This is a genomic window from Pectobacterium sp. 1950-15 (assembly GCF_037136835.1).
Taxonomy (GTDB): Bacteria; Pseudomonadota; Gammaproteobacteria; order Enterobacterales; family Enterobacteriaceae; genus Pectobacterium.
On record NZ_JBBBQR010000006.1, the window covers coordinates 164,364 to 188,763 of the forward strand.

General features: G+C 49.7%; 20 protein-coding genes, 1 pseudogene and 3 CRISPR repeat arrays. Of the genes and pseudogenes, 14 read left to right on the forward strand and 7 right to left on the reverse strand.

Going from position 1 to position 24,400, the window contains the following annotated elements; translation table 11 throughout:
- Positions 1-9 precede the first annotated feature (9 nt).
- From dnaB to tssD, 8 genes and pseudogenes are all read left to right on the forward strand, one after another.
- On the forward strand, positions 10-1,416 hold the full coding sequence (dnaB, locus tag WCT94_RS09275; protein ID WP_010279223.1) for a replicative DNA helicase: 1,407 nt from the start codon (positions 10-12) through the stop codon (positions 1,414-1,416).
- A gap of 41 nt (positions 1,417-1,457) precedes the next feature.
- Positions 1,458-2,540: an alanine racemase gene (gene alr / locus WCT94_RS09280; RefSeq protein ID WP_336869233.1), complete on the forward strand. Its 1,083-nt coding sequence runs from the start codon at positions 1,458-1,460 to the stop codon at positions 2,538-2,540.
- Complete coding sequence (locus WCT94_RS09285) at positions 2,533-3,171, forward strand: hypothetical protein (protein ID WP_336869234.1); 639 nt, start codon at positions 2,533-2,535, stop codon at positions 3,169-3,171. Before alr ends, WCT94_RS09285 begins: the two co-directional genes overlap by 8 nt.
- Positions 3,172-3,355: 184 nt before the next feature.
- Positions 3,356-4,043: a CRISPR direct-repeat array (repeat unit 28 nt; unit sequence GTTCACTGCCGTATAGGCAGCTTAGAAA).
- Positions 4,044-4,145: 102 nt separating this feature from the next.
- Positions 4,146-4,625: an Lrp/AsnC family transcriptional regulator gene (locus WCT94_RS09290; protein WP_010279234.1), complete on the forward strand. Its 480-nt coding sequence runs from the start codon at positions 4,146-4,148 to the stop codon at positions 4,623-4,625.
- A 249-nt stretch (positions 4,626-4,874) separates the two neighbouring features.
- Complete coding sequence (locus WCT94_RS09295; RefSeq protein WP_336869235.1) at positions 4,875-5,489, forward strand: YitT family protein; 615 nt, start codon at positions 4,875-4,877, stop codon at positions 5,487-5,489.
- Between the two features lie 64 nt (positions 5,490-5,553).
- On the forward strand, positions 5,554-6,747 hold the full coding sequence (locus WCT94_RS09300; protein ID WP_336869237.1) for an amino acid aminotransferase: 1,194 nt from the start codon (positions 5,554-5,556) through the stop codon (positions 6,745-6,747).
- Between the two features lie 83 nt (positions 6,748-6,830).
- A complete protein-coding gene (locus tag WCT94_RS09305; protein ID WP_205947639.1) occupies positions 6,831-7,328 on the forward strand; it encodes a M48 family metallopeptidase in 498 nt (165 codons plus the stop codon).
- Between the two features lie 381 nt (positions 7,329-7,709).
- A pseudogene (gene tssD, locus WCT94_RS09310) lies at positions 7,710-7,946 on the forward strand (type VI secretion system tube protein TssD); the annotation flags it as partial.
- Between the two features lie 49 nt (positions 7,947-7,995).
- Here tssD and WCT94_RS09315 read toward each other — a convergent pair.
- Genes WCT94_RS09315 through WCT94_RS09325 form a run of 3 tightly spaced genes read right to left on the reverse strand, consistent with a single transcriptional unit; the run spans position 7,996 to position 9,715 of the window.
- On the reverse strand, positions 7,996-8,403 hold the full coding sequence (locus WCT94_RS09315; RefSeq protein WP_336869239.1) for a DUF1240 domain-containing protein: 408 nt from the start codon (positions 8,401-8,403) through the stop codon (positions 7,996-7,998).
- 57 nt (positions 8,404-8,460) lie between these two features.
- Entirely contained in the window at positions 8,461-8,865 is a 405-nt protein-coding gene (locus tag WCT94_RS09320; protein WP_336869240.1) for a DUF1240 domain-containing protein, read from the reverse strand.
- On the reverse strand, positions 8,858-9,715 hold the full coding sequence (locus WCT94_RS09325; protein WP_336869242.1) for a hypothetical protein: 858 nt from the start codon (positions 9,713-9,715) through the stop codon (positions 8,858-8,860). The genes WCT94_RS09320 and WCT94_RS09325 overlap by 8 nt, the downstream gene beginning before the upstream one ends.
- Positions 9,716-10,027: 312 nt before the next feature.
- Positions 10,028-10,898: a CRISPR direct-repeat array (repeat unit 28 nt; unit sequence TTTCTAAGCTGCCTATACGGCAGTGAAC).
- Positions 10,899-11,191: 293 nt separating this feature from the next.
- Between WCT94_RS09325 and cas1f the strand changes: the two genes are divergently transcribed.
- From cas1f to cas6f, 6 genes are read left to right on the forward strand one after another with little or no spacing between them, the layout of a single operon-like run.
- A complete protein-coding gene (gene cas1f / locus WCT94_RS09330) occupies positions 11,192-12,172 on the forward strand; it encodes a type I-F CRISPR-associated endonuclease Cas1f (RefSeq protein WP_336869243.1) in 981 nt (326 codons plus the stop codon).
- Entirely contained in the window at positions 12,169-15,471 is a 3,303-nt protein-coding gene (gene cas3f / locus WCT94_RS09335) for a type I-F CRISPR-associated helicase Cas3f (protein WP_336869244.1), read from the forward strand. Before cas1f ends, cas3f begins: the two co-directional genes overlap by 4 nt.
- Before the next feature lie 23 nt (positions 15,472-15,494).
- Positions 15,495-16,829, forward strand: a complete 1,335-nt coding sequence (gene csy1, locus WCT94_RS09340) for a type I-F CRISPR-associated protein Csy1 (protein ID WP_336869246.1) — start codon at positions 15,495-15,497, stop codon at positions 16,827-16,829.
- On the forward strand, positions 16,826-17,758 hold the full coding sequence (gene csy2 / locus WCT94_RS09345; RefSeq protein WP_336869247.1) for a type I-F CRISPR-associated protein Csy2: 933 nt from the start codon (positions 16,826-16,828) through the stop codon (positions 17,756-17,758). Before csy1 ends, csy2 begins: the two co-directional genes overlap by 4 nt.
- Positions 17,759-17,771: 13 nt before the next feature.
- A complete protein-coding gene (gene csy3 / locus WCT94_RS09350) occupies positions 17,772-18,782 on the forward strand; it encodes a type I-F CRISPR-associated protein Csy3 (RefSeq protein WP_248721514.1) in 1,011 nt (336 codons plus the stop codon).
- A 9-nt stretch (positions 18,783-18,791) separates the two neighbouring features.
- Positions 18,792-19,346 carry a type I-F CRISPR-associated endoribonuclease Cas6/Csy4 gene (cas6f, locus tag WCT94_RS09355; RefSeq protein WP_336869250.1) on the forward strand — a complete coding sequence of 185 codons (555 nt, stop codon included), beginning with the start codon at positions 18,792-18,794 and terminating at the stop codon, positions 19,344-19,346.
- A gap of 129 nt (positions 19,347-19,475) precedes the next feature.
- A CRISPR array of direct repeats spans positions 19,476-20,043; the repeat unit is 28 nt; unit sequence GTTCACTGCCGTATAGGCAGCTTAGAAA.
- A gap of 48 nt (positions 20,044-20,091) precedes the next feature.
- Here the strand turns inward: cas6f and WCT94_RS09360 are convergent.
- From WCT94_RS09360 to WCT94_RS09375, 4 genes are all read right to left on the reverse strand, one after another.
- Positions 20,092-20,493: a type II toxin-antitoxin system VapC family toxin gene (locus tag WCT94_RS09360; RefSeq protein ID WP_431892030.1), complete on the reverse strand. Its 402-nt coding sequence runs from the start codon at positions 20,491-20,493 to the stop codon at positions 20,092-20,094.
- Between the two features lie 11 nt (positions 20,494-20,504).
- The gene (vapB, locus tag WCT94_RS09365; RefSeq protein ID WP_011095187.1) at positions 20,505-20,732 is read right to left on the reverse strand and encodes a type II toxin-antitoxin system VapB family antitoxin; all 228 of its coding nucleotides are present in this window, start codon (positions 20,730-20,732) and stop codon (positions 20,505-20,507) included.
- 452 nt (positions 20,733-21,184) lie between these two features.
- The gene (locus WCT94_RS09370) at positions 21,185-23,068 is read right to left on the reverse strand and encodes a sigma 54-interacting transcriptional regulator (protein WP_336869253.1); all 1,884 of its coding nucleotides are present in this window, start codon (positions 23,066-23,068) and stop codon (positions 21,185-21,187) included.
- 161 nt (positions 23,069-23,229) lie between these two features.
- Positions 23,230-24,393 carry a metallo-dependent hydrolase gene (locus WCT94_RS09375; protein ID WP_336869254.1) on the reverse strand — a complete coding sequence of 388 codons (1,164 nt, stop codon included), beginning with the start codon at positions 24,391-24,393 and terminating at the stop codon, positions 23,230-23,232.
- Positions 24,394-24,400 lie beyond the last annotated feature (7 nt).

Sequence of the window (24,400 nt, forward strand, 5' to 3'; positions counted from 1 at the left end):
ACCCGTTTCATGGCAGAGAAAAGACCCACCAATAAATCGAATGAACCCCGTGACCGCCAGATGGAAGGTCTGAAACTTCCGCCACATTCGCTGGAAGCGGAGCAATCGGTATTGGGTGGCCTGATGCTCGACAATGAACGCTGGGATAATGTCGCCGAGCGTGTTGTCGCGAACGACTTCTATAACCGCGCCCACCGCCTGATTTTCACCGAGATGCAGCGTCTGCTCGAAATGAGCAAACCGATCGATCTGATTACGCTGTCCGAATCGCTCGAGCTACAAGGCTCGCTGGAATCCGCCGGTGGCTTCGCCTATCTGGCTGAGCTGGCAAAAAACACCCCAAGTGCCGCGAACATCGGGGCTTATGCCGATATCGTGCGTGAGCGCGCCGTGGTGCGTGAAATGATCTCCGTCGCCAATGAGATCGCCGATGCGGGTTACGATCCACAAGGGCGTAGCAGTGAAGATCTGCTCGATCTCGCGGAATCCCGCGTCTTCCAAATCGCCGAAAACCGCGCCAGCAAAGATGAAGGCCCAAAAAGCATCGACCGCATTCTGGAAGATACCGTTTCTCGTATCGAACAACTGTATCAGCGCCCACACGACGGCGTAACTGGCGTGTCTACCGGCTATCAGGATCTGGATAAAAAGACCGCAGGCTTGCAGAAATCTGACCTGATCATCGTCGCCGCCCGTCCATCGATGGGGAAAACCACCTTCGCGATGAACTTGTGTGAAAACGCCGCGATGATGCAGGATAAACCGGTGCTGATCTTCAGTCTGGAGATGCCCGGCGAACAGATCATGATGCGTATGCTGGCTTCGCTGTCCCGCGTGGATCAGACCCGCATTCGTACCGGCCAACTCGATGACGAGGACTGGGCGCGTATTTCCAGCACCATGGGGATCCTGCTGGAAAAGCGCAACATGTACATCGATGATTCCTCCGGCCTGACGCCAACCGAAGTGCGATCCCGCGCCCGCCGCGTGTTCCGTGAACATGACGGCCTGAGCCTGATCATGATCGACTACCTGCAGTTGATGCGCGTGCCGTCGCTGTCCGACAACCGTACGCTGGAAATTGCGGAAATTTCCCGCTCGCTCAAAGCGCTGGCAAAAGAATTGCAGGTTCCGGTCGTCGCCCTGTCGCAGCTTAACCGTAGTCTGGAACAGCGCGCCGATAAGCGCCCGGTTAACTCGGATCTTCGTGAATCCGGCTCCATCGAGCAGGATGCCGACCTGATTATGTTTATCTACCGTGATGAGGTTTATCACGAAAACAGCGACCTGAAAGGCATCGCTGAAATCATTTTAGGGAAACAGCGTAACGGCCCGATTGGTTCCGTTCGTTTGACCTTTAACGGGCAGTGGTCGCGCTTTGATAACTATGCCGGCCCACAATATGACGATGAATAACGCAGCGCTCAGCAATGACAACACTGCACTAAGGAAAAAGAATGAAAACGGCAACTGCCGTCATTAACCGGCGTGCTTTGCGCCACAACCTGCAACGTATCCGCCAGCTCGCGCCTGGCAGCCAGGTCGTTGCCATCGTGAAAGCCAACGCCTATGGCCACGGTATGATCGACGCTGCCCATACTTTTTGCGACGCTGACTGCTACGGTGTCGCACGCCTCTCCGAAGCGCTGGCGTTGCGCGCGGCGGGCATCACCAAGCCTATCGTCCTGCTGGAAGGCTTTTTCTCCGCCGACGACCTTCCGCTTCTGGTCGAGCACCAGCTAGAAACCGCCGTTCACAGCCCCGAACAGCTTGCCGCGCTGGAGCAGGCTACGCTGTCACAGCCGCTACGCGTGTGGATGAAGCTCGATACCGGTATGCACCGGCTTGGCGTTCTGCCGGAACACGCCGACGCGTTTTGGCAGCGTCTGACCGCATGTCGCAATGTGGTTCAGCCTGTCAATATCATGAGCCACTTTTCCCGCGCCGATGAGCCCGAAGCCGGCACCACCGAACGCCAGTTGGCCTGCTTCGATGCCTTTACGCAGGATAAACCCGGCGCACAGTCCATCGCAGCCTCCGGCGGCATTCTGCTGTGGCCGCAGTCGCACCGCGATCGCGTCCGCCCTGGCATCATTCTCTATGGCGTGTCGCCGCTGGATAACGAAGACGCCGCGCATTTCGGCTTCCAGCCTGCGATGACCTTTACGTCGCACCTGATCGCCGTTCGCGAACACCACGCGGGCGAGGCGGTCGGTTACGGCGGCATCTGGACCAGCCCGCGCAATACTCGTCTGGGCGTGGTCGCCGTCGGCTACGGTGATGGCTACCCGCGCTGCGCGCCAGCTGGCACGCCCGTGCTCATCAACGGGCGTGAGGTGCCGCTTTCCGGCCGCGTATCGATGGATATGATCACGGTGGATTTAGGGCCGGATGCGCAGGACAAGGTTGGCGATGAAGTCATCCTGTGGGGGCCGACGCTACCGGTTGAACGCATTGCCGCGCATACAGGCGCCAGCGCCTACGAACTGATTACGCGCTTAACACAGCGCACCGTATTGGAATACGTCGACGGTGAGTAAAAACGGACTGGTTGGTTTTTATCGGCAGGCTCATGGCTTGCCGGCTTTCAGACGGGTTATCTACTATGCGGCAAGCTGGTTTGCCGCATCCGCTATCCTGACGCTGTTTGCCTTCATTAATTACTCGACCCTGAAACCGACGGATGTCGGCGGCACGCTGTTTGGCGGCATGTTTAGCGCGATGTTCGATCTGATTTACTGGTCTTTCGCGGCGTCGGGATTCTGCTTTCTGGCGCTCTTTCGGCTCTCGGGATGGCGTGTTGCCTGGGTGCTTGCAGGACTGGTGCAAATCGGCATCAGCGCCCTGTGGCGGGTTCAATATTGGCAAGAGTATGAAAACGACAATTTGATACTCTCACCCATGCCCGGTGAGCTGTATGTTTCCATGCTGGTAGGCGCAGGCATGGCCGCTATCGGCATCGTGAAATATCGACACGCGCGGCGCAACCCGATAGCACCACGCCCAACGTATGCTAAAGCCATCGCCGCACTGCTGCTCGTTGCGCTTTATCTAGCGCTTCCGCTACATCTCTACCTACGTGAACCCCTCCCCTACTGCGCCTTTAGCCCTGACGGGCAGCAGCTCAGTATCTGTCTGGGAGACAATGACGAGCGGATCATTGTGGAGTGATGCGGATTGGATCAGATGGGGTGGAGAATAAAACCTGTAGCAGGCATCTTCTCAACCCTTTTTTAACGACGAGTCGTAACTTACTGATTTTTAATCACTCGGTGCCACGACTATAAAAAAGGGTTTTTCCGAGAAAATAAGATATTCTCTTTAATAATCTAATGATTAGTGAAAAATTCTTACCGTTCACTGCCGTATAGGCAGCTTAGAAAAGAGAGTCGAAAGTGCTGACTGCTATGGATCTGTTCACTGCCGTATAGGCAGCTTAGAAACATATACGGAGCCACAATATGCCGCAATGCACGTTCACTGCCGTATAGGCAGCTTAGAAATCTGGCTACAGTGTCACACATGCAACGTCCATGTTCACTGCCGTATAGGCAGCTTAGAAAGCGAATCATCCAGCGCTGGCTGAGTGTTGCGAGTTCACTGCCGTATAGGCAGCTTAGAAAGCGAATCATCCAGCGCTGGCTGAGTGTTGCGAGTTCACTGCCGTATAGGCAGCTTAGAAATGTGTTTGTGGGCTTCCTGATAGAGTCACAGTGTTCACTGTCGTATAGGCAGCTTAGAAAGATGATGAAGGGCTGGCGATGGACAAAGTCATGTTCACTGCCGTATAGGCAGCTTAGAAATAATGAAATGCTGCACACTGCACACCATTGATGTTCACTGCCGTATAGGCAGCTTAGAAAAGAGCAGATGTGCGCTGTAGACGCAGGAAGCTGTTCACTGCCGTATAGGCAGCTTAGAAAATCAGCGCACCCCGTTGTGCTCAAGACTAAAGGTTCACTGCCGTATAGGCAGCTTAGAAATGAGACAAAAAATGGCTATGCACGAACTGTACGTTCACTGCCGAACAGGCAGTTAAGAAAATAAAACGCTCCTAAAATCAGGAATAAAAAACTCATAGGCAACGCGGCCTAAAAAGCTGGTAGTCTGTTTGGCCGACTGCCTGATACTGTTTAGGAAACGCGATGTACCACATTGATGATTTCGATCTGAAAATCCTGACGCTGCTACAGACGAATGGCCGCCTGACCAATCAGGAACTGAGCGATCTGGTTGGGCTTTCCGCCTCGCAGTGTTCCCGCCGTCGCATCGCGCTAGAACAGGCACAGCTGATTCTCGGCTATCATGCCCGCCTATCGCCAAACGCGGTTGGGTTGGAATGCCTGGGGCTAATTGAAGTACGGTTGATTAACCACACCAGCGAATACGTTGAGCGTTTTCACCAGATGCTGGGAGAAGTGGACGCCATCATCGACGCCTATAAAACCACGGGCGATGCCGATTACCTATTAAAAGTCGCCGTGGCAGATCTACCCGGACTCAGCACGCTGATTAGCCAGATTCTGTCGCAGAACAAGAGCGTCGCACACCTGAAAACCTCAGTGGTATTAAACCGCCTCAAAGAGAACGGTTTGATGATGCCGGAACGGCCTGCGTTGCCCTAAATTGGGGCAATCGCCTCTATTTGGTGCAAGAAAGGAATAATTCGCGCAATAAATCACAAGAAACGCACGAACCAACCAAATAAAGAATAACAAACGCATGAATCACGCATTATTTTCACTCATATAATTCAATGCGTTGCTCTTATTGCAGGCGATATTACATACAGGCCAGTCGCTAAGCGGCACTATCTGGTGCGATTCTTGCTTTGGTAAGCACATGTTTTTACGACAATCTGTTGAGTGCTCACCATGGATAACGTTATTCCCACACAAAAAATATCACACACGCTGCTGGAAGATATTCTGGCGATCTTGATTGGCACGCTGATGGTGTCGTTTGGCGTCATCCTGCTGCGTCAGGCTGGCGCACTCACCGGCGGCACCGCAGGCATGGCCTTCCTTATCCACTATCTAACCAACGTCTCCTTTGGTGTCGCCTTTTTCCTGCTGAACCTTCCCTTCTATTATCTGGCCTTACGCCGCATGGGGTGGGAATTCACGGTGAAAACCTTCTGCGCCGTCGGGCTGGTGTCGCTGTTTTCCGATCTGCACCCGATGTTCGTTCATTTTGATCAGCTCAACCCATTCTATGCCACGCTGTTTGGCAATATCATCACCGGTATTGGCTTCGTGGTGCTGTTCCGCCATAAGGCCAGCCTCGGCGGCATGAATATTCTGGCGCTGTATCTTCAGGACAAATATGGCCTGCGGGCGGGAAAACTCCAGATGGGCGTTGACGTTGTGATTGTGCTGACTTCCCTGTTCGTGGTAAGCATACCCATGTTGATTGCTTCGATTCTGGGGGCAACCATTCTGAACCTGATTATCGCGATGAATCATCGCCCTGGCCGTTATGCGGCCTGATTGTCCCCCACCATCGTCGGGGTTGCGGTACCCATAAAAATGACACACTCAGGAGAGCTACACTGTGTTTCAAAACGTTGATACCTATGCCGGAGATCCTATCCTGTCTCTGATGGAAAAATTCAAACAGGATCCAAGAGCAGATAAGATCAATTTGAGTATCGGGCTCTACTACAACGAGCAGAATATTATCCCGCAGCTGCGCTCCGTCAGTGCGGCTGAAAGCAGCCTGAAACAGCCAGCGCAGAGCGCGAGCTCTTATCTGCCGATGGAAGGGTTACAACCTTACCGTACCGCGATCCAACACCTGCTGTTTGGTGAAAACCACGCAGCGCTGGAAGCCGGTCGCATCGCCACCATCCAGACGCTGGGCGGTTCCGGTGCGCTGAAAGTGGGTGCGGATTTCCTGAAACGCTACTTCCCGAATTCAGAAGTGTGGGTCAGCGATCCAACATGGGAAAACCATATTGCGATTTTTGAGGGCGCGGGCTTTAACGTTCACACCTACCCGTATTTCGATGGCGAAAGCTTGGGCGTGAAATTTGACGCCATGCTGACCACGCTGCAAACGCTGCCAGCGCGCAGCATCGTACTGCTGCACCCGTGCTGCCACAACCCGACCGGTTCTGACCTCACCACCGAACAGTGGGATCGCGTCATTGAGGTCATCATCCAGCGTGAGCTGATTCCGTTTATGGACATCGCCTATCAGGGCTTTGGCCTCGGGATCGAGCAGGATGCCTATGCGATTCGCGCCGTTGCCAGCGCGGGCGTACCGGCACTCATCGCCAACTCGTTCTCCAAGATTTTCTCACTGTATAGTGAGCGCGTCGGCGGCCTTTCCGTGGTGTGTGACGATGCCGACAGCGCACAGCGCGTGCTGGGTCAGTTAAAAGCCACCGTCCGCCGCAACTACTCTTCCCCACCGAATTTCGGCGCCCAGGTGGTCTCTAAAGTCCTGAATGACGCGCAGTTGAACGCTGACTGGAAAGCGGAAGTCGAAGAGATGCGTACCCGCATTCTGAGCATGCGTCAGGAACTGGTGTCGGCACTGAAAAACGCGCTGCCGAACCGTAACTTCGACTATCTGCTCACCCAACGTGGCATGTTCAGCTACACCGGATTCAGCCCAGAACAGGTTGATCGTCTGCGTGAAGAATTCGGCGTCTACCTGATCGCCAGCGGCCGTATGTGTATGGCGGGGCTGAACCACAGCAACGTCCAGCGCGTCGCTGCGGCTTTCGCCGCAATTCAGTAAATCGTAAAATAATAAAGCCACTGGCTTAACCGGCTCACCGTTGTGAACTCGCTTAACTCAGTGGCTTGTGTGATAAAAATCCCATGACTCAACTACGCTACCTGAACGGCTACCCTCCGGCGATTGTTGCCCAAGTACAAACGCTCCTCGATCAAGGCAAACTCGGCCCCTGGCTGGAAAAAAGATATCCTGACCGTCATCAGATCCAGAGTGACAAGTCGCTCTATCAGTTTGTGGCCGAACTGAAACAGCGCTATCTAAAAAACGCCCCGGCGATATCAAAGGTGCTTTACGACAATAAACAGAACCCGATAAAAGGGACGCTGGGCACCAATACGTTTGTGGCACGTGTGCAAGGCGGAAAATTAAAATCCAACAATGAGATCAGAATAGCGACGCTATTTCGTGACGGGCCAGAAGATTTCCTGCGGATGATCGTGGTACACGAACTCGCCCACCTCAAAGAAAAAGATCACAACAAGGCCTTCTATCAACTCTGCTGCCATATGGACCCTGATTATCACCAGCTGGAATTTGATATGCGCATCTGGCTAAACTGGCGAGAAATAAATTCAGGTTAGGATCTATATTCCCTGCAAAAGGAAAGGCGGATTCGTCAGAAAAACAGAGTAAATCTGATTTTATTTTAATACGTTGATTTTTATTATTTCATATCGCGTAAAAATAACGCTGAGGTGAACGAAACCGCCGGGTGAGCGGCAGGACGCCGCGAAAGTCAGCGCCGCGTCGGGAACGCGTCGCTGTCGGCCCGACAGCGGAGTCGATCGCCGAAGGCACCGCTAAGCGGCGTTATTTCCCGCGAGAAGCCAGGGGCCACGGGGTGATGGCGATTGAACACCCCGTGTCGGGCGCATACGACTCACGTTGCAAATAATCGCATTCGTCAACGCGCACGAAACTCTCTCTTTGCGGGCATAAATCACTATCTCGCTGATCTATATGTTGATATGACATTTTATTTCTATCGTGTCAATTCCGCTGGGCAGTTAGAACTTTATTACGAAGTGACCTTAACCGATGCGAGCATTGTCGACGTCACCTGTGTCTATCCACACGTCATCGATAACAACGACATCATGCCGTATGAAAAAGTCCAGCTGAAATATAAAACCATAGCATGGAACCACAAAATCGCGGGAACGTCGGGTTACAGTATTTGGGAGGAAATGAGCCTCTAAGATTTATGGCCTTTGATAACAGGCACATCTTATTAGTTGTGCTTGTTATTCACCATTCATCACAAATAGAGATATTTTTCACATACTTATTAGGATCCATCCAGGAGTGTTTAGGGCAGATTTCATAGCCTTGATGGCTAAGGCTATGTGACATATATATCGATAATAACAAACTCACCACGGCACCAATTATAGCGATTACTGCTAGTCTATCCGCTAATTTATTATTCATTCTTGGTAATTCATTTTTCATTGCAGAATAAAATGCCAAATATGAAAAATAGAATAATAGCGGCATTGCAAATGCTAGAACGCCAACTTTCCAAGAGAAAGTGATTACATCACTTAATGTAAAGAAAGCTAAATATCCACTTAAAGAAAACCAACATCCCCAGCAGGAAATAATAGCAATAAACACTGAAAATGTACCAACTAATGGCCTATTTACCTTAACCACGACTGACTCCCCCCTAGGCATGAAAAAATATTCCCTATCAGACGTCCATTTTTCTTCTTACTCTTTACAAAGAGCGATGTCTTTCACATACTTATTGGGAGCTATCCATGAGTTCTTGGGACAGATTTTATAACCCTGCTCATTAAGGCTATAAGTGATATACATAGATGAAAATAAACTCACCGCAGCACCAAAAATAGCAAATATAACCGATACATTTGAAATTTTATTATTCATTTTAATTAGTCTATTTTTTACAGCAGAAAAAAAACCAAAATAAGAAAACTGGAACACTATTGGGACTAGAAAAATTACCACCCCGAGTTTCCATGAAAATGAAATAACATCATTTAGATTAAAGAAATCAATATACCCGCTTAAAGAGAACCATCCTCCCCAGCATGAAAGAATAAAAATAAAAACTGAATATATGAAAAAAAATGGTCTATTTATCTTAACCACGACTGACTCTCCCCCATGCATGAAAGAATTGATCGGGATGGTATGGTGTATATTGTATTTTATGCGATTTCAAATTTTTTATTATCGTCTCACTTATTTTATACTCATTATCCAACCATAGTAATGAAAGACTGACTATCACCCCAATAGCAAAGATGCCAAAAGCAATGCCAATAACACTGAACCCCGTAGCCATAAGTCCAGTCGCTAATGTTTTTGCTCCCCAGGCAACCCCAACCGATACAGCCAGTTTTTCCGCATCCATCGTTAAATTAACAAAGAAATCGGTTAGGACGTATTCATCTTTCAACATCAACTCAACGGCTCGATAAGCGGCTGAAAAAATAATGCAGAACCTTGCCCCAGTCGCAATACCGCTTTCAATACCTTTCGTACCAATCCCCATATCGAGTATTTTTTGGTTACCGACTAAATATCGGGTGGCATCTAAATATTTCCTTACCCCCGGATAGCCAGATAATTTTATGTACTTACTGCCATTCTTCCCGACATATTCCGTTGCCGTGACGCCGAACCCTTTCATCTCCACCACGATTCGGCTCACAGACACGGCTTCTGCGATGTTTCCGGCAAACGATGAAACAGGATCGGTACAGCCAAACATGGCCGTTTTCCACGATTGATTAGGGTTAGGTGTGCATAACGTCTGTAAAAAATACGCCGCTTCCTGCGCAGTTAATATGGCATGAATGTTATCGTTATTTATTTCATTGAGTTGAGCATGTAATTTCTGATAGTTAATATCAGCATGCTGCTTTTTAAAATCAAGATGATCTTCTAACCGATAGTCATCATCAACAAGTGTTTTTAAAACCGGATCGTATTTCACAGCCACTCACTCCCTTGAATTTGACTTAAGTCAACGCACTATTTCCCTGTAAGGGAACTTTAACGGAAAAATGATGATTTTTAAATATTAATAATGCCCAATTCGCAATTTTCCATTCCCCACAAAGAAACCCGTTACTTAAAAATGTTACGAAAAAAGGGAATCAAAAATACGTTATTTAAAGACGATAACGCATCAAACACTGCCGATAGTGCTACCTCGATAAGAGCCAGATCATGGTGCTTAAAACTGGGGATAAACTGCCTGTACGGCAGTGAACACGAACCGGAATACTCAGGCTCGCTACGTTTCTTTCTCAGCTGCCTATCCGGCAGTGAACCTCAGCCGAGTTGCAAGTTTATCGAGTTTAAATTTCTAAGCTGCCTATACGGCAGTGAACATTATTATGCTGGCCGATAGATTCACGATGATTTTCTAAGCTGCCTATGCGGCAGTGAACTGTTAACCAAGCTCAATGTACCCGTTGCCACTTTTCTAAGCTGCCTATGCGGCAGTGAACATTGACCAGCTACGTTTTCATAATCGAATTATTTTTCTAAGCTGCCTATCCGGCAGTGAACCCGCGAAACATGGCGGGCTGATGGCGGTCATTTTTCTAAGCTGCCTATACGGCAGTGAACGTGCGAGTCGTGACCCGTCAGCATTGCTGGTTTTTCTAAGCTGCCTATACGGCAGTGAACGCAGTATCTGCATGATCTTTGGCAGAACTCAGTTTCTAAGCTGCCTATACGGCAGTGAACTTCTGCTATTTGTGCATCTGATTTAGAGCGTATTTCTAAGCTGCCTATCCGGCAGTGAACTCTTACCAGCTAATCACTGGTTCTCTGCGTACTTTTCTAAGCTGCCTATCCGGCAGTGAACCCTCGCGTATTGTCTCGCTTGTAATTATGAAATTTCTAAGCTGCCTATCCGGCAGTGAACCTTTAATCGGGCTAACTGCTTTAAAAAAACCATTTCTAAGCTGCCTATCCGGCAGTGAACATTGATTCAAGCGTATGTAATTTTCCGTTGCGTTTCTAAGCTGCCTATCCGGCAGTGAACAAATAATTTCCGCTAAGCCCATTAATGAACGTTTTCTAAGCTGCCTATCCGGCAGTGAACTAAGTCTCGAGCAGGATCGGCGTTGCGAGTTCATTTCTAAGCTGCCTATCCGGCAGTGAACCGTTTCCCGATCACTCTAACGGTTTGTTTTATTAGCAGCAATTGCCGTTTTCCCTGCAAAAACCCTTTTTTTCCGTCCTTTCGTAACCTATTGATTTTTAATCCTGTGAAACAGGCCAAATAAAAAGGGTCTGCGTCTGGGTAATATTTTTGGCAGCCACCACTTTCCCAGAATATTTGTGATAGTCTGATTTTCGTTAGTTTTCTGAAGATTATATTTTTCTTATCAAATAGTTAGCCTGCGATTTATTCGCTGGCGTCACAGCTATTATCGATTGCGGCAGAAAATACATTATGGATAACGCCTTTAGCCCTTCGGACTTAAAAACTATTCTGCATTCCAAACGCGCCAATGTTTATTACCTCCAGCATTGCCGTATTCTCATTAACGGTGGTCGTGTCGAATATGTCACGGAAGAGGGAAATCAGTCTCTGTACTGGAATATTCCCATCGCCAATACCAGCGTGGTGATGCTGGGAACCGGCACCTCCGTCACGCAGGCAGCGATGCGGGAATTTGCCAGAGCCGGTGTGATGGTTGGCTTTTGTGGCGGCGGCGGCACACCGCTGTTTGCGGCCAACGAGGCGGAAGTCGCGGTATCCTGGCTATCGCCACAGAGCGAATATCGGCCAACTGAGTATTTGCAGGACTGGGTCAGCTTTTGGTTCGATGATGAGAAAAGGCTGGCCGCCGCCATCGCTTTTCAACAGGTGCGGGTAGCACAAATTCGTCAGCACTGGCTGGGCTCGCGCCTGTCCCGCGAATCCCGCTTTACCTTTAAGGCCGACCATCTTCAGGCGCTTCTTGATCGCTATGAAAAAGGGCTAACCGACTGCCGTAGCAGCAATGACGTGCTGGTGCAGGAAGCGATGATGACCAAAGCCCTGTACAAACTGGCCGCTAATGCCGTGAGCTATGGCGACTTTACCCGTGCCAAACGCGGCGGCGGCACCGATCTGGCTAACCGCTTTCTCGATCACGGCAACTATCTGGCTTATGGGCTGGCTGCCGTCGCAACATGGGTGCTGGGTCTGCCGCACGGGTTAGCCGTGTTACACGGTAAAACTCGCCGCGGCGGGCTGGTATTCGACGTTGCCGATTTAATTAAGGACGCACTCGTACTACCGCAGGCGTTTATTGCCGCAATGGAAGGCGAAGATGAGCAAGAATTTCGTCAGCGCTGCCTGACCGCATTTCAACAATCCGAGGCGCTGGATGTGATGATCGGCAGCTTGCAGGATGTCGCTAGCAAGCTGAGTCAGGTGGGTCGATGAACATTCTGCTGATTTCAGAATGCAATAAGCGCGCGCTGATCGAAACCCGCCGGATACTGGATCAGTTTGCTGAACGCAAGGGCGAGCGCACGTGGCAAACCGCTATTACGCAGGAAGGGCTGAACACGCTACGCAAGCTGTTGCGCAAAACGGCGCGTCGTAACACGGCCGTCGCCTGTCACTGGGTTCGCAGTGCGAATCATACGGAACTGCTGTGGATCGTCGGTAATTTACGGCGTTTTAATGCACAAGGGAGCGTGCCGACCAACACCACCAGCCGCGATATTCTGCGCTCGCAAGATGAAAACCCGTGGCACAGCGCCGAAGTGTTTAGCCTGCTGGCGGCTATTGCTGGGTTATTTCACGATGTCGGCAAGGCCAATGCGCTATTCCAGTCAGGGTTGAGCGGCGCAGGCCCACGTAGCCAACCGTATCGTCATGAGTGGGTATCGCTGCGGCTATTTCAGGCTTTCGTGGGGGAGCAAGACGACAAAGGCTGGTTAACCGCACTCAGTAGCATCACTTCGGAAGCCGAAGTCGCTTTGCTCGCCAGCCTAAAGCAAGATACGCCAGCAGTGAACGACACGCCATTTCTGACCCTGCCACCGCTGGCGCAGGTTATCGCCTGGCTGATTGTGTCACACCATCGGCTGCCGGTGTTTAACGTCCCTAAAACACCCGATCCAAACAGCAACGCGCCGGATTTGGGCCATTCGGATACCTGGCTAACCGAACACCTTTCTCCACGCTGGAACGCGCTTAACCATCGCAATCCCGATGTCACGCCGTCCGATCTTGAGCGAAACTGGCAGTTTCCGCATGGCACACCGCTGCGCAGCAGCGTCTGGCGTGAGAAGGCGCACAAGTTTGCGGGTCGAGCGCTAAAGCTCCCCTCATTCATGCATTTCGCTCAGTTAGATCAACGGCTGACCGTGCATCTGGCGCGTCTCGCACTCATGCTGGCTGACCACCATTATTCAGCAGGCGATCCAACAGCGGGCTGGCAGGATCCCGCTTATCCGGTTTGGGCGAACACCGATCATCGTGGCAGTAAACCTGAATGTAAACAGAAGCTGGACGAACACTGCGTCGGCGTCGGGCAAAATGCTCTGCTGCTGGGCCGCAGCCTGCCGAACCTGCGCGACACGCTACCCGCAATTACTCGCCACAAAGGATTTCGTCAGCGCAGCACGCACCCGCGCTTTCGCTGGCAGGATCGCGCATTCGATCTCGCCTGTTCTATTCGCGAATCCAGCAAGCAGCATGGATTTTTCGGCATCAACATGGCCTCGACAGGCCGGGGGAAAACCTTCGCTAACGCTCGAATTATGTATGGCTTGTCGGACGAAGCACTCGGCTGTCGCTTCTCGGTCGCACTGGGGCTGCGAACACTGACGCTGCAAACCGGCGATGCGCTGCGGCAGCGTCTAAAGCTGGAAGAGGACGACTTAGCGGTGCTGATTGGTTCACAGGCCGTGCAAGATCTCCATGAAATGCAGTTGGAAAATGAGACACGCCAACAAAACACAGCGCAGACGGGCAGTGAATCCGCCGATCCACTGTTCTCTGAACATCAATATGTCCGTTACGACGGTTCGCTGGATGATGGTCGTTTAAAGACGTGGCTGGAACGTAGCCCAACCCTGCATCAATTACTGAGTGCGCCGGTGCTGATCACCACCATCGACCACCTGATGCCCGCCACAGAAAGTCTGCGCGGCGGCCACCAGATTGCCCCAATGCTAAGACTATTAACCGCCGATCTGGTGCTGGATGAACCGGATGATTTTGGTCTGGAAGATCTGCCTGCGCTGTGCCGACTGGTGAACTGGGCTGGAATGTTGGGCTCACGCGTGCTGCTGTCATCAGCCACGTTGCCACCGGCGTTAATTTGTGCGCTGTTCGGTGCCTATCTTGATGGCCGTGCTGCCTGGCAGCAGGCTTACGGTACACCGAATACGCCCTTGAACGTGTGCTGCGGCTGGTTTGATGAATTTGATTGTCAGCATGAGCAGTACGGCGATGTGAAAGGATTCATGACCCAGCATGATGCGTTCGTTCAGCAGCGACTGAAGAGTCTTATCAAAGAGGAACTCCCGCTCCGGCTAGCTTCCATTGTTCCCGTCAGCAGCCCCAGCAAAAATAAAGATGATGTTCATCTGGCCGTCGCACAGGCGATCCACCCGCTGATACGCGATTTGCACTTACAGCACCATCAGCAGAATAAGAGCGGAAAAATCGTCTCGCTGGGGCTGGTCAGAACGGCAAACATCAACCCGTTGGTTGCCGTCGCCCGCCAGTTGCTTGCCATCCCCTCACCGCCGGACACCTGTATTCATTACTGCATTTATCACAGCCAACATCCGTTGGCGATGCGTTCCTATATTGAGCAACGGCTTGATGCCGCGCTGATGCGTAACGACGCCGAGGCGCTATGGCAGGTCGATGAAATTCGTCAGGCGATAGAAAACACACCACAGCAGCATCATATCTTTGTGGTGCTGGCGACCTCGGTCGCCGAAGTGGGTAGAGATCATGATTACGATTGGGCGATTGTCGAACCCAGCTCAATGCGTTCATTCATCCAACTCGCCGGACGAATATTGCGCCATCGGCAGGATGAACAGCATGTGCCTAAAACCCCCAATATCTGCCTACTTAGCCACAATATTCGCGCGCTGAGAGGGGAAGATATCGCGTACTGTAAACCCGGCTTTGAGTCAAAAGACGAACGGCTGGATACGCACGACCTTCGTCATCTATTGCAGGAGGAGGACTACCGTCATCTCAACGCCGTCCCGCGCATTGTGCAACCGCCGGCCCTCACCAAACCGTTTTCACTGGTGGCGTTAGAACATGCTGTTTTAGGAAAAACGCTGCTTGGTCTCAAAAATCAAAAGCTCGATGGCCTGAAACGCCCGCCCGCCGCCTTCTGGTGGCGCGCACATCCGCACTGGAACGGTGAATTACAGCGGCGCACGCCCTTTCGAAAATCCGACAGAGATGAACCGTACACCCTGTGGATCGCCGATGACGATGAAGATGCCGTTTTCATGATACCGGACGACGGCCCCAGCGGCTGGAAGCCAAGCGATGTGATCCGCCCCACGTCACTGCACATGGCAGAGGGCGTTTGTGCGTGGATCGATCCCGACTACCACGCCTTATACCAACGGCTGGCGGATGAGAAACAGTGGGAACTCGAACGGGTTAGCGCTCGCTTCGGCGAAATCCGCCTGCGGGAAGACGAGGAAAAAGACTGGCTCTGGCACCCACTGCTGGGAGTGTTTGGACAGTGACAAGAATAACAATAGGAGGAGGAATGGAAGAAAGCAGACTGACACGGTTCATCGTGTCCTACATCAGCACGCGAAAGCAGGCCAAACTGGATGCGTTCGATAAAGAAGCGGAGAAGAAGCGTGCGACGCTCAGCGGTGAAGCGTTAGCCGCAGAGGAATTGGATCTAGCCGAGAAGCGGCGAGAGATCGAGCAAAAACATGAGGTTCGCGCGTGGTTAAGCGATGCTGCCAGCCGCGCTGGACAAATCAGCCTGGTCACCCACGCGCTGAAATTTACCCACAGCGATGCCAAAGGCACCAGCGTCTTTAGCGCTGAAACGGTAACAGAGGCCAAAACGCTCTCCACTGCGACGCTGGCACAACCCGCTATCGATGCCGTGGGAAACGCCGCCGCCCTTGATGTCGCCAAACTGCTCCAGACTCAACACGACGGGGATTCGCTGGTCGCGGCGCTACAGCGTGGCGATCACCGTGCATTAGAAGCACTGGCAGAAACCCCGGAACAGCTCGCACAGTGGCTGGCAGGGTTTCAGCAGGTCTTCACCGATCGCCAGCCCAGTTCACATAAGCTAGCCAAACAGATCTATTTCCCAACAGAAAACGGTGAATATCATCTGCTCAGCCCACTTTACTCTTCTTCACTGGCGCAAGCGCTCCACCAGCGGATTAACACCATGCGCTTTGGTGACGAAGCCAAAGCGATCCGTCAGGCGCAAAAAGCAAATCAGTGGCACGACCAGCTCGCCATCAGCTACCCCTATCTGGCAGTACAGAATATGGGCGGCACCAAGCCGCAAAATATTTCCTCACTCAATAGCAGCCGCAGCGGCCGTTCCTATTTGCTCAGCAGCGCACCGCCACAGTGGAACAGCATTGAAAAACCACCACAGCAGCATGACTCTATTTTCCGTCCACGCGGCGAGGTGGACTATCACACCCGAGCGACCTTAGCGCAGATGCAGCGCTTTTTGCTTAGCGTCAAAGAGGTGGAAAACAATCGCGACATTCGTCAACAGCGCCTGCGTTATCTCGACCAGTTGATCGATCAGCTCTTCTTTTATGTCGCCAGCGTCCAAAACCTGCCCTCCGGCTGGAGCACAGAGTCTGAACTGAAACGCGCCCAGCAGCTGTGGCTCGATCCTTATCGTGCAGAAACGGATACGGTTTTCCGCCGCGAGCGTGAAGCAGGAGACTGGCAAAAGGCCGTGGCCTACGATTTTGGCCGCTGGCTGAACCGTCGGCTCAAGCATGAAGATTTGATCTTCGGCGAAGTCGAACGCCGCGAATGGTCTACCGCTGCGCTGTTCAAGCGCCGGATGCGTGAAATGGAAAGCGCACTGAAAGAGGATCTGGCATGAGCACATTACTTATCCTGCGGCGTATCAAGGTCGAAAATGCCAACGCCATCGCCGGGCTGACCTATGGCTTCCCCGCTATTACGCACTTTCTTGGTTTTACCCATGCGCTGTCACGCAAGTTACAGGCCAGCCACGGGTTGACGCTGGACGGCTGCGGCGTGGTGAGCCATCAACATCAGCTACACGCCTACGGTTCTAGCTGGGAACGGAGTTTTGCCCTGACCCGCAATCCATTGACCAAAGAAGCGAAAACCGCCGCCTTCAATGAAGAAGGCCGTATGCACATGACCGTCTCGCTGTTAATCCGCTGCGAGGGCCAGATCCCGGCGGATACCACGGCATTGCGTGATTTCCTCACCCAGCAGGCACAGTGCCAGCGGCTGGCGGGCGGCACGATTGTCGATATCGAGCGCGTCATCCTTCAGTCATTACCCAACGACGAAGCGGAAACCCGTAAAGTTATGCGCCGTTTGTTACCTGGCTTTGTACTAAAAGATCGCACATCGCTGCTGTATGACCATTTCCAGACGCTACAGCAGGATAATCCGCAAGCGGAACTGATTGATGCCTGGCTGGATTTTGCCGCGTTAAAAATGCGGTCAGAGCGCGATCCCAACGGGAGCAATGTACAGTGGCAGTACCAACCCAAACCCGGTGGTGGCGGCTTCCTGATCCCGTTAATGGTCGGTTACCGCGCTATTTCGCCGCTTTATGCACCCGGTGAAGTCGATAAAACCCGCGATCCGCACACGCCATTCTGTTTTGCCGAAGCCGCCTACGGCATCGGGGAATGGCAAGGCGCGCATCGCATCAGTGATATCGGCCAGATATTCTGGGAGTACGACTATCAGAACGGCGATTATCACTGCCACCAATTAGCAGACACCCATTCAGCAGCAGAAGACACTTCCTACGAATTCGATTACTAAAAAGGACGACATCATGGCAAAAGCACCAACAAGTTTAAAAACTGCATCGGTACTGGCTTTTGAACGCAAGCTGGCGAATTCGGACGCGGTAATGTACGCAGGCAACTGGGCGCAGCAGGATAGCTGGACACCTATTGCCATTCAGGAGAAATCGGTGCGCGGGACGATCTCCAACCGCCTGAAAAATGCCCTCACCAGCGACCCGGCCAAGCTGGATGCAGAAATCCAAAAAGCCAACCTGCAAACCGTAGACGTTGCCGCCCTTCCCTTCGGTGCCGATACCCTGAAAGTCGTGTTTACTCTGCGGGTGCTGGGTAACCTCGCGCAGCCTTCGGTCTGTAACGATCAGGATTATCAAACCGCGTTGGGTAACATCATCACCGGATACGCTCAGGATCAGGGTTTTGGCACACTGGCGGCACGCTATGCGGAAAATATCGCAAATGGTCGTTTTCTGTGGCGCAACCGCGTCGGGGCGGAAGCCATTCGCGTGGTGGTGACCACAGGTGAACAACGCTGGGAATTTAACGGCGAAGACTATTCACTGCGTGAGTTCAGCCAGCCAACAGGTGACCTTGCAGCACTGGCACAGGCGATTGAGCAAGGGCTAGCTGGCGACTCATCGGTGCTTTTTACCGTGGAAGCCTATGTGCAGCTCGGCAACGGTCAGGAAGTCTTCCCTTCTCAGGAACTGGTGCTTGACGACAAAGCACGCAATGGCAAGAGCAAGATCCTCTATCAGGTCAATGACGTCGCCGCGATTCACTCACAGAAAATCGGTAACGCGTTGCGTACCGTTGATGACTGGTATCCCGCGGCGGATGAGGCTGGCCCAATTGCCGTCGAACCTTACGGTTCCGTCACCAGTCGGGGTAAAGCCTACCGCCAGCCCAAAGAGAAGATGGATTTTTACACGCTGCTGGATAACTGGGTGATTAAAGGGGATGTTCCTGCACCGGAGCAGCAGCATTACGTGATTGCCACGCTAATTCGCGGCGGCGTGTTCGGTGAAAAAGGCGAATAAGGTGGCGGTATGGATCACTACATTGATATTCGCGTCCAGCCCGATCCCGAGTTCACGGCCTCGCAGCTCTTGAACGCGCTGTTTGCCAAACTGCACCGAGTGCTCGGACAGGTGGCGGATGGCAAGATTGGGATCAGCTTTCCCAACGTGGGTAAAACGCTGGGGGAATGTCTGCGACTGCACGGTACAAAAGAGGCGCTCTCTACGTTGGAGCAAACGGCCTGGCTGAAAGGGTTGCGGGATTATACGCGGGTTTCTGAGTGTAAAGCCGTACCCAACGGCGTGAAATTTCGCACCGTACGCCGCGTTCAGTTCAAGAGCAGCGCTAAACGGTTGCGCCGACGCTCGGTGAACAAAGGCTGGCTAACGGAAGCGGAAGCCGCAGCACGAATTCCCGACGCGGTGGAAAAACGCAGCGCACTGCCATTTGTGCAAATTAAGAGCTTGTCCAACGGGCAGATGTTTTTCGTGTTTGTGGAACATGGCCCGCTACAGGACGCCCCTGTCGCCGGCCGCTTCTCTTCCTACGGTTTAAGCGCAGAAGCTACCGTTCCCTGGTTCTGACCCTTTTTTGGCGACCAGCTGCAAGTTATTGATTTTTAATTGCGGTTGGTCGCCCTAATAAAAAAGGGTTTTCCGCGATAAAATGAATATTCTCTTTAACAATCTGGTGGTTAGCGTAAAACCGTAACGGTTCACTGCCGTATAGGCAGCTTAGAAAAGCTTAAGCAGGTATTCCCCGCTGCAAGTCAAGTTCACTGCCGTATAGGCAGCTTAGAAATGGATAACTTTTTGACATAACTGTACCTCAAAGTTCACTGCCGTATAGGCAGCTTAGAAAATGATGCTACGGAAGAAGTTAAAGCAGGAGCAGTTCACTGCCGTATAGGCAGCTTAGAAAGTCAGAGATTCATCATTGCAGCGCTAAAAGAAGTTCACTGCCGTATAGGCAGCTTAGAAAACAGGCGATGTTGTTGAATCTGTAATGACAGCGTTCACTGCCGTATAGGCAGCTTAGAAAAGATTCCAGCAGCAAATATCGAAATCCATCACGTTCACTGCCGTATAGGCAGCTTAGAAAGGACGCCCAAGTTGCTAACACGGCCCAGCGTAGTTCACTGCCGTATAGGCAGCTTAGAAAGCGTTGTTGAATGAGCCTACAAAAGAAAGCCCGTTCACTGCCGTATAGGCAGCTTAGAAATGACAGCACTAATCCGTACCTGAATGGTCGCCGTTCACTGCCGCGCAGGCAGCTTAACAAATATCAGGATGTTCACTTCGCCAGACATCATCCGGTCAGACTGGCCGATTATTTAACCCAGTCTTCCAACGTCAGTCCCGGTACTCGCTCAAATTCTCTCAGATTATTGGTGACCAATATGGCCTTAGCGCTGATAGCATGACCAGCGATGGCCGTATCGTTTGGGCCAATAGGCGTGCCAGCAGCGGCTAGTGCGATTTTAATTTTTGTGGTGGCGTCTACCGCAGCGCTATCCCAGGGTAATACCGCATCAAGCCGACGACAGAAAGCATCAACGAGTTGCATATGGCGCGGCGAGGCTTTTTTGCCAACCGCCCCGAAACGCATTTCAGCGTAAGTGATGGCAGAAACCACGATCCGATCACGCCGCAATGTGCACTGCTGTAACTTGTCAATCACCGCTGTTGGGTGTTCACGCATAATGAAGGAACAGATATTGGTATCCAGCATGAACAAACGACTCACAGCTCGAATCTCCCTTCTTCGACTACATCCTGACGTTCTGTCATAAAGTCAGCGTCAGCGCGCTCTTCTTGCAGAAACGAATGCCAATTGGGTTTGACCGGACGCAGCATGATGGTATCCCCCTCACGCACGATCTCCAGTTCGTTGACCCCTTCAAAGTCCATATCACGCGGCAAGCGAATGGCACGGTTGTTACCGTTTTTAAATACCGAAACAATACGCATGATGCACCTCCTTCTTCATATAAAATGAAGCCAGCCACTTACCGTTTATTATTGCTGGCTAAAACATAAGCTAAGTATAGATATTAATCATTCGATTGTATATTCATAGCATATGCAGATACCTGGCATAGGCCTATCGAAATACGTTCATGACCTTTTTTACGCATCACTGTAACTCATTGATTTTTAATTCCTATTAGCGCTACGATAAAAAAGGTTTTTTTGGGGGAGAATGTCTTATTTCCTTTTAAATTTAGGTAACTACCGTAAAATATGAACGGTTCACTGCCGCATAGGCAGCTTAGAAAAATTACTCAATCCCTTGCGGTGTAGGCTGATAGTTCACTGCCGTATAGGCAGCTTAGAAATGATCGAACCGAGGCCCATACCAGTAATCAGCATTCACTGTGGGTAGGCCACGCATCAATTACTGACGTTCAAGAGTGTAGACATCAACTACCGATGTTCAGCTCTTTGATTTTACGCCAAAGGGTTGTTGAGCTTATACCAAGAATGACGGAAGCTTTCGCTCGATCGCCGTTAGTGTTTTTCATAACGCTATCGATAAGAATCCTTTCCTGTTTTTTCAACAAATCAGTCTCATCTCCCTCGAATTTCATCCCTGAACTGCAAACCAAATTTTTAGTATGAGCAGAATCTATTCTACCGATTGATATAAGGCTATTCTTATCAACGACATCGATATCAAGCAAAACAACCAATCTATGTATGATGGCTTGTAACTCACGCACATTCCCAGGCCATGGGTAGCTATTTAGAAAATCCACAGCATCATTCGTAAATATTAATTTTTTACCGTGGCGAGTTAGGAGATCGTGAATAATTAACATCACATCACCAGAACGTTCATGCAGTGCTGGCAGTTTCAATTCAAGTATATTAATCCTGTAGTACAAATCTTGCCTGAAAGTACCAGCATTCACTGATTCAGCAAGCTCTTTATTGCTGGCCGTAATAAGACGAAAACCAGCCGTAATCAAAGTATCACCACCTAAACGCGTAAATTGCTTTTCCTGAAGCACCCTTAATAACTTCACTTGAACAGATAAAGGTGCCTCGCTGATTTCATCAATAAAAACAGTTCCATTCATTGCCATCTCAAATATACCAGGCTTCCCTCCTTTACGTGCATCGGTAAATGCACCTTCGGCATATCCAAATAATTCACTTTCAAGTATACTTTCAGGAATCGCTGCGCAATTTATTGCAATGAATGCTTCTTCACTTCTGGTACTGGCATGATGAATACTTTGTGCAAAGAGTTCTTTCCCTGTACCAGTATCGCCAAAAATATTAATAGGAAAATCATTGCAAGAATAAACCTTAGCTTTCCTAATCGTATCGACAATAATATCAGAATTGCCAATAATATCAGAAAAAGTGTAATGCGTATAAAACCCACCAGATCGAGATTTTTTATTACCCCTCGTATAAACCTGAGGTGACTCTTGTTTAAACCCAGTTATCACACTAAAAAAATCTTGTTTTTGTGAAAAGTGATTAACTGTCAGACTTATCAATTCACCATCAATTTCCACATTATGATCTTTAAGAGACACCTCATTTATTATACTACCGAAAATACTTTTAAAATCATCTTTTTTAAAAAGCTTATCACCCACATTGCATTTAAATAACATCACACCTTTAGTATTTACGCTAATCACCTCACCGACTTGGTCTATACACATAATAGCTTCTCGAGACTGATTCAATGCTGAAAAACTCATTGACAGCTTAAAACTCTCTTTCTTTATATATTTCAACAGACCCAGTGATTCATTAAGAGCCTGTTCTATAGATATGTTGTCGGTATCGCCCATAACGACATTGAGATTATACTTCTTTGCCATTTCAGCAACAGCAAGGCCACCAATAACAAGTTGATAATCGTTGTCCGCAAGATTTTTAACAACACTCTCTATATCATAATGATTATAAACCTGACATATTTTAAACTCTTCTCCCGTTATGTTCTGATAATGTCTTAGCACATTACAGAACTGAGGAAAACCTACAACAGCTATTTTTTTTGTTTTATTTTTCGCTTCTTTAATCGTCCTATAGATACCGTGAAAGTCATGCGCGATATCGATGATAGGAATGTTGACGCTATTTCTTAACAGTGCGGCAGTCCCCCCACGACTGATGATTACTTTAGTTCCGTTACTGATAAAATCAAAAGCTTTATCTACAACATCAAAATAATCAAACTCATAGACAGGAATGTCCAAATTCCGTTCCACCAAGACATTAAGAATTCTCTGTGTAATCGTTTTTGAAACTGAAAAAATAATAATATCATTGTTTTTCATATCGTATCCGCACATATCACGTTCAATGAGTTAATTATATAGGCAGATTGTTTTTATCAACAACAGAAAAATGATGAAACATATTGACAATACATTTCATCATAAATAAAAAAGCCCTGAGACAATCAATTCAGGGCTTAACTTCGGTGTGTAACACAAAATTAGAATTTCATACGACGATATACAATTGATCCATTACATATCGTAGCACAGTTGTCGATATAGCGATCACCTTCAACCCTTACACCGTGCGTATCCTCAAATATTACGTTCTTTTTATTTATCTTAACGATCGAGATGTCTGCTAATGCACCTGGCTGCAATGAACCAATCTGCCCTTGCATTTTCATTAGTCGCGCAGGTGTCGACGTAACAGAGCGAACAATATCAAAGAACGACATTCCCATATTGAGATATTTTGACATAACAAACAATAGGCTATAAACCTTGTCCGTACGTAGACTATTTTTCTGCGTTAAATCAGTACTGATGATATCAGGTAAAAAGCCTTGCTCAATTGCGGTACTCGCAACCTTGAAGTCAAAATGCGCGACACCATTTGAACAATCAAAGATTACACCTCTGCTTTTTGCCTCTTTAATCGAGGGGTAAAGTTCTCCTGATTCATCAAGAATCGAGTTACCAGTACCATGAAAGCAATGGGCATAAATATCGTCACCGTTGAAATGCTGAATGAGCTCATCTGCTGACATCAAGGAATCCGTAACATGTACACAAATTGATGTATTCAACTCACGAGCCAATTTAACCGTCGCAAAGAAGGGATCGCTAGAGTAATTTTTTCCTTTAGCGATATCCTGGCTATAGCGTAATTTAATCCCCAAAATATTTTCTTTATTTTCTTCCAACGTTTGAGCAATTTTCCCTACGTTGTAATTAGCTGGATTGGTATTTTCGAGATACCCTGTCACTCCTCCGCCCAGCGTTGATAATCCGACATTAACGACATTGAGGTAACTTTTTATTTTTACCATTGATGTATTAATGACAGAATTACGGAATAGAGGATAGTTTACCCATCCGCTACTTCCTGCATCTACCATGCTGGTCACCCCATTCGGCAGGCAAACAACATCAGGATTTACACTAATTGCGGTACCACCATGAAAAACATGTGCATGAAAATCAATCAACCCGGGTAGCACAATACAGCCCGCAGCATCAATCACGGTTTCAGCCTGCGAGACATCAGCATGGTCTAAATCAACAATTCGGTTGCCAATAATACCGACATTACGATTAATGTAGTTATCAGTATCAATATCAGCGATTAGCCCATTCTTAATCAGAATATCCAGCTTCATTTCACGA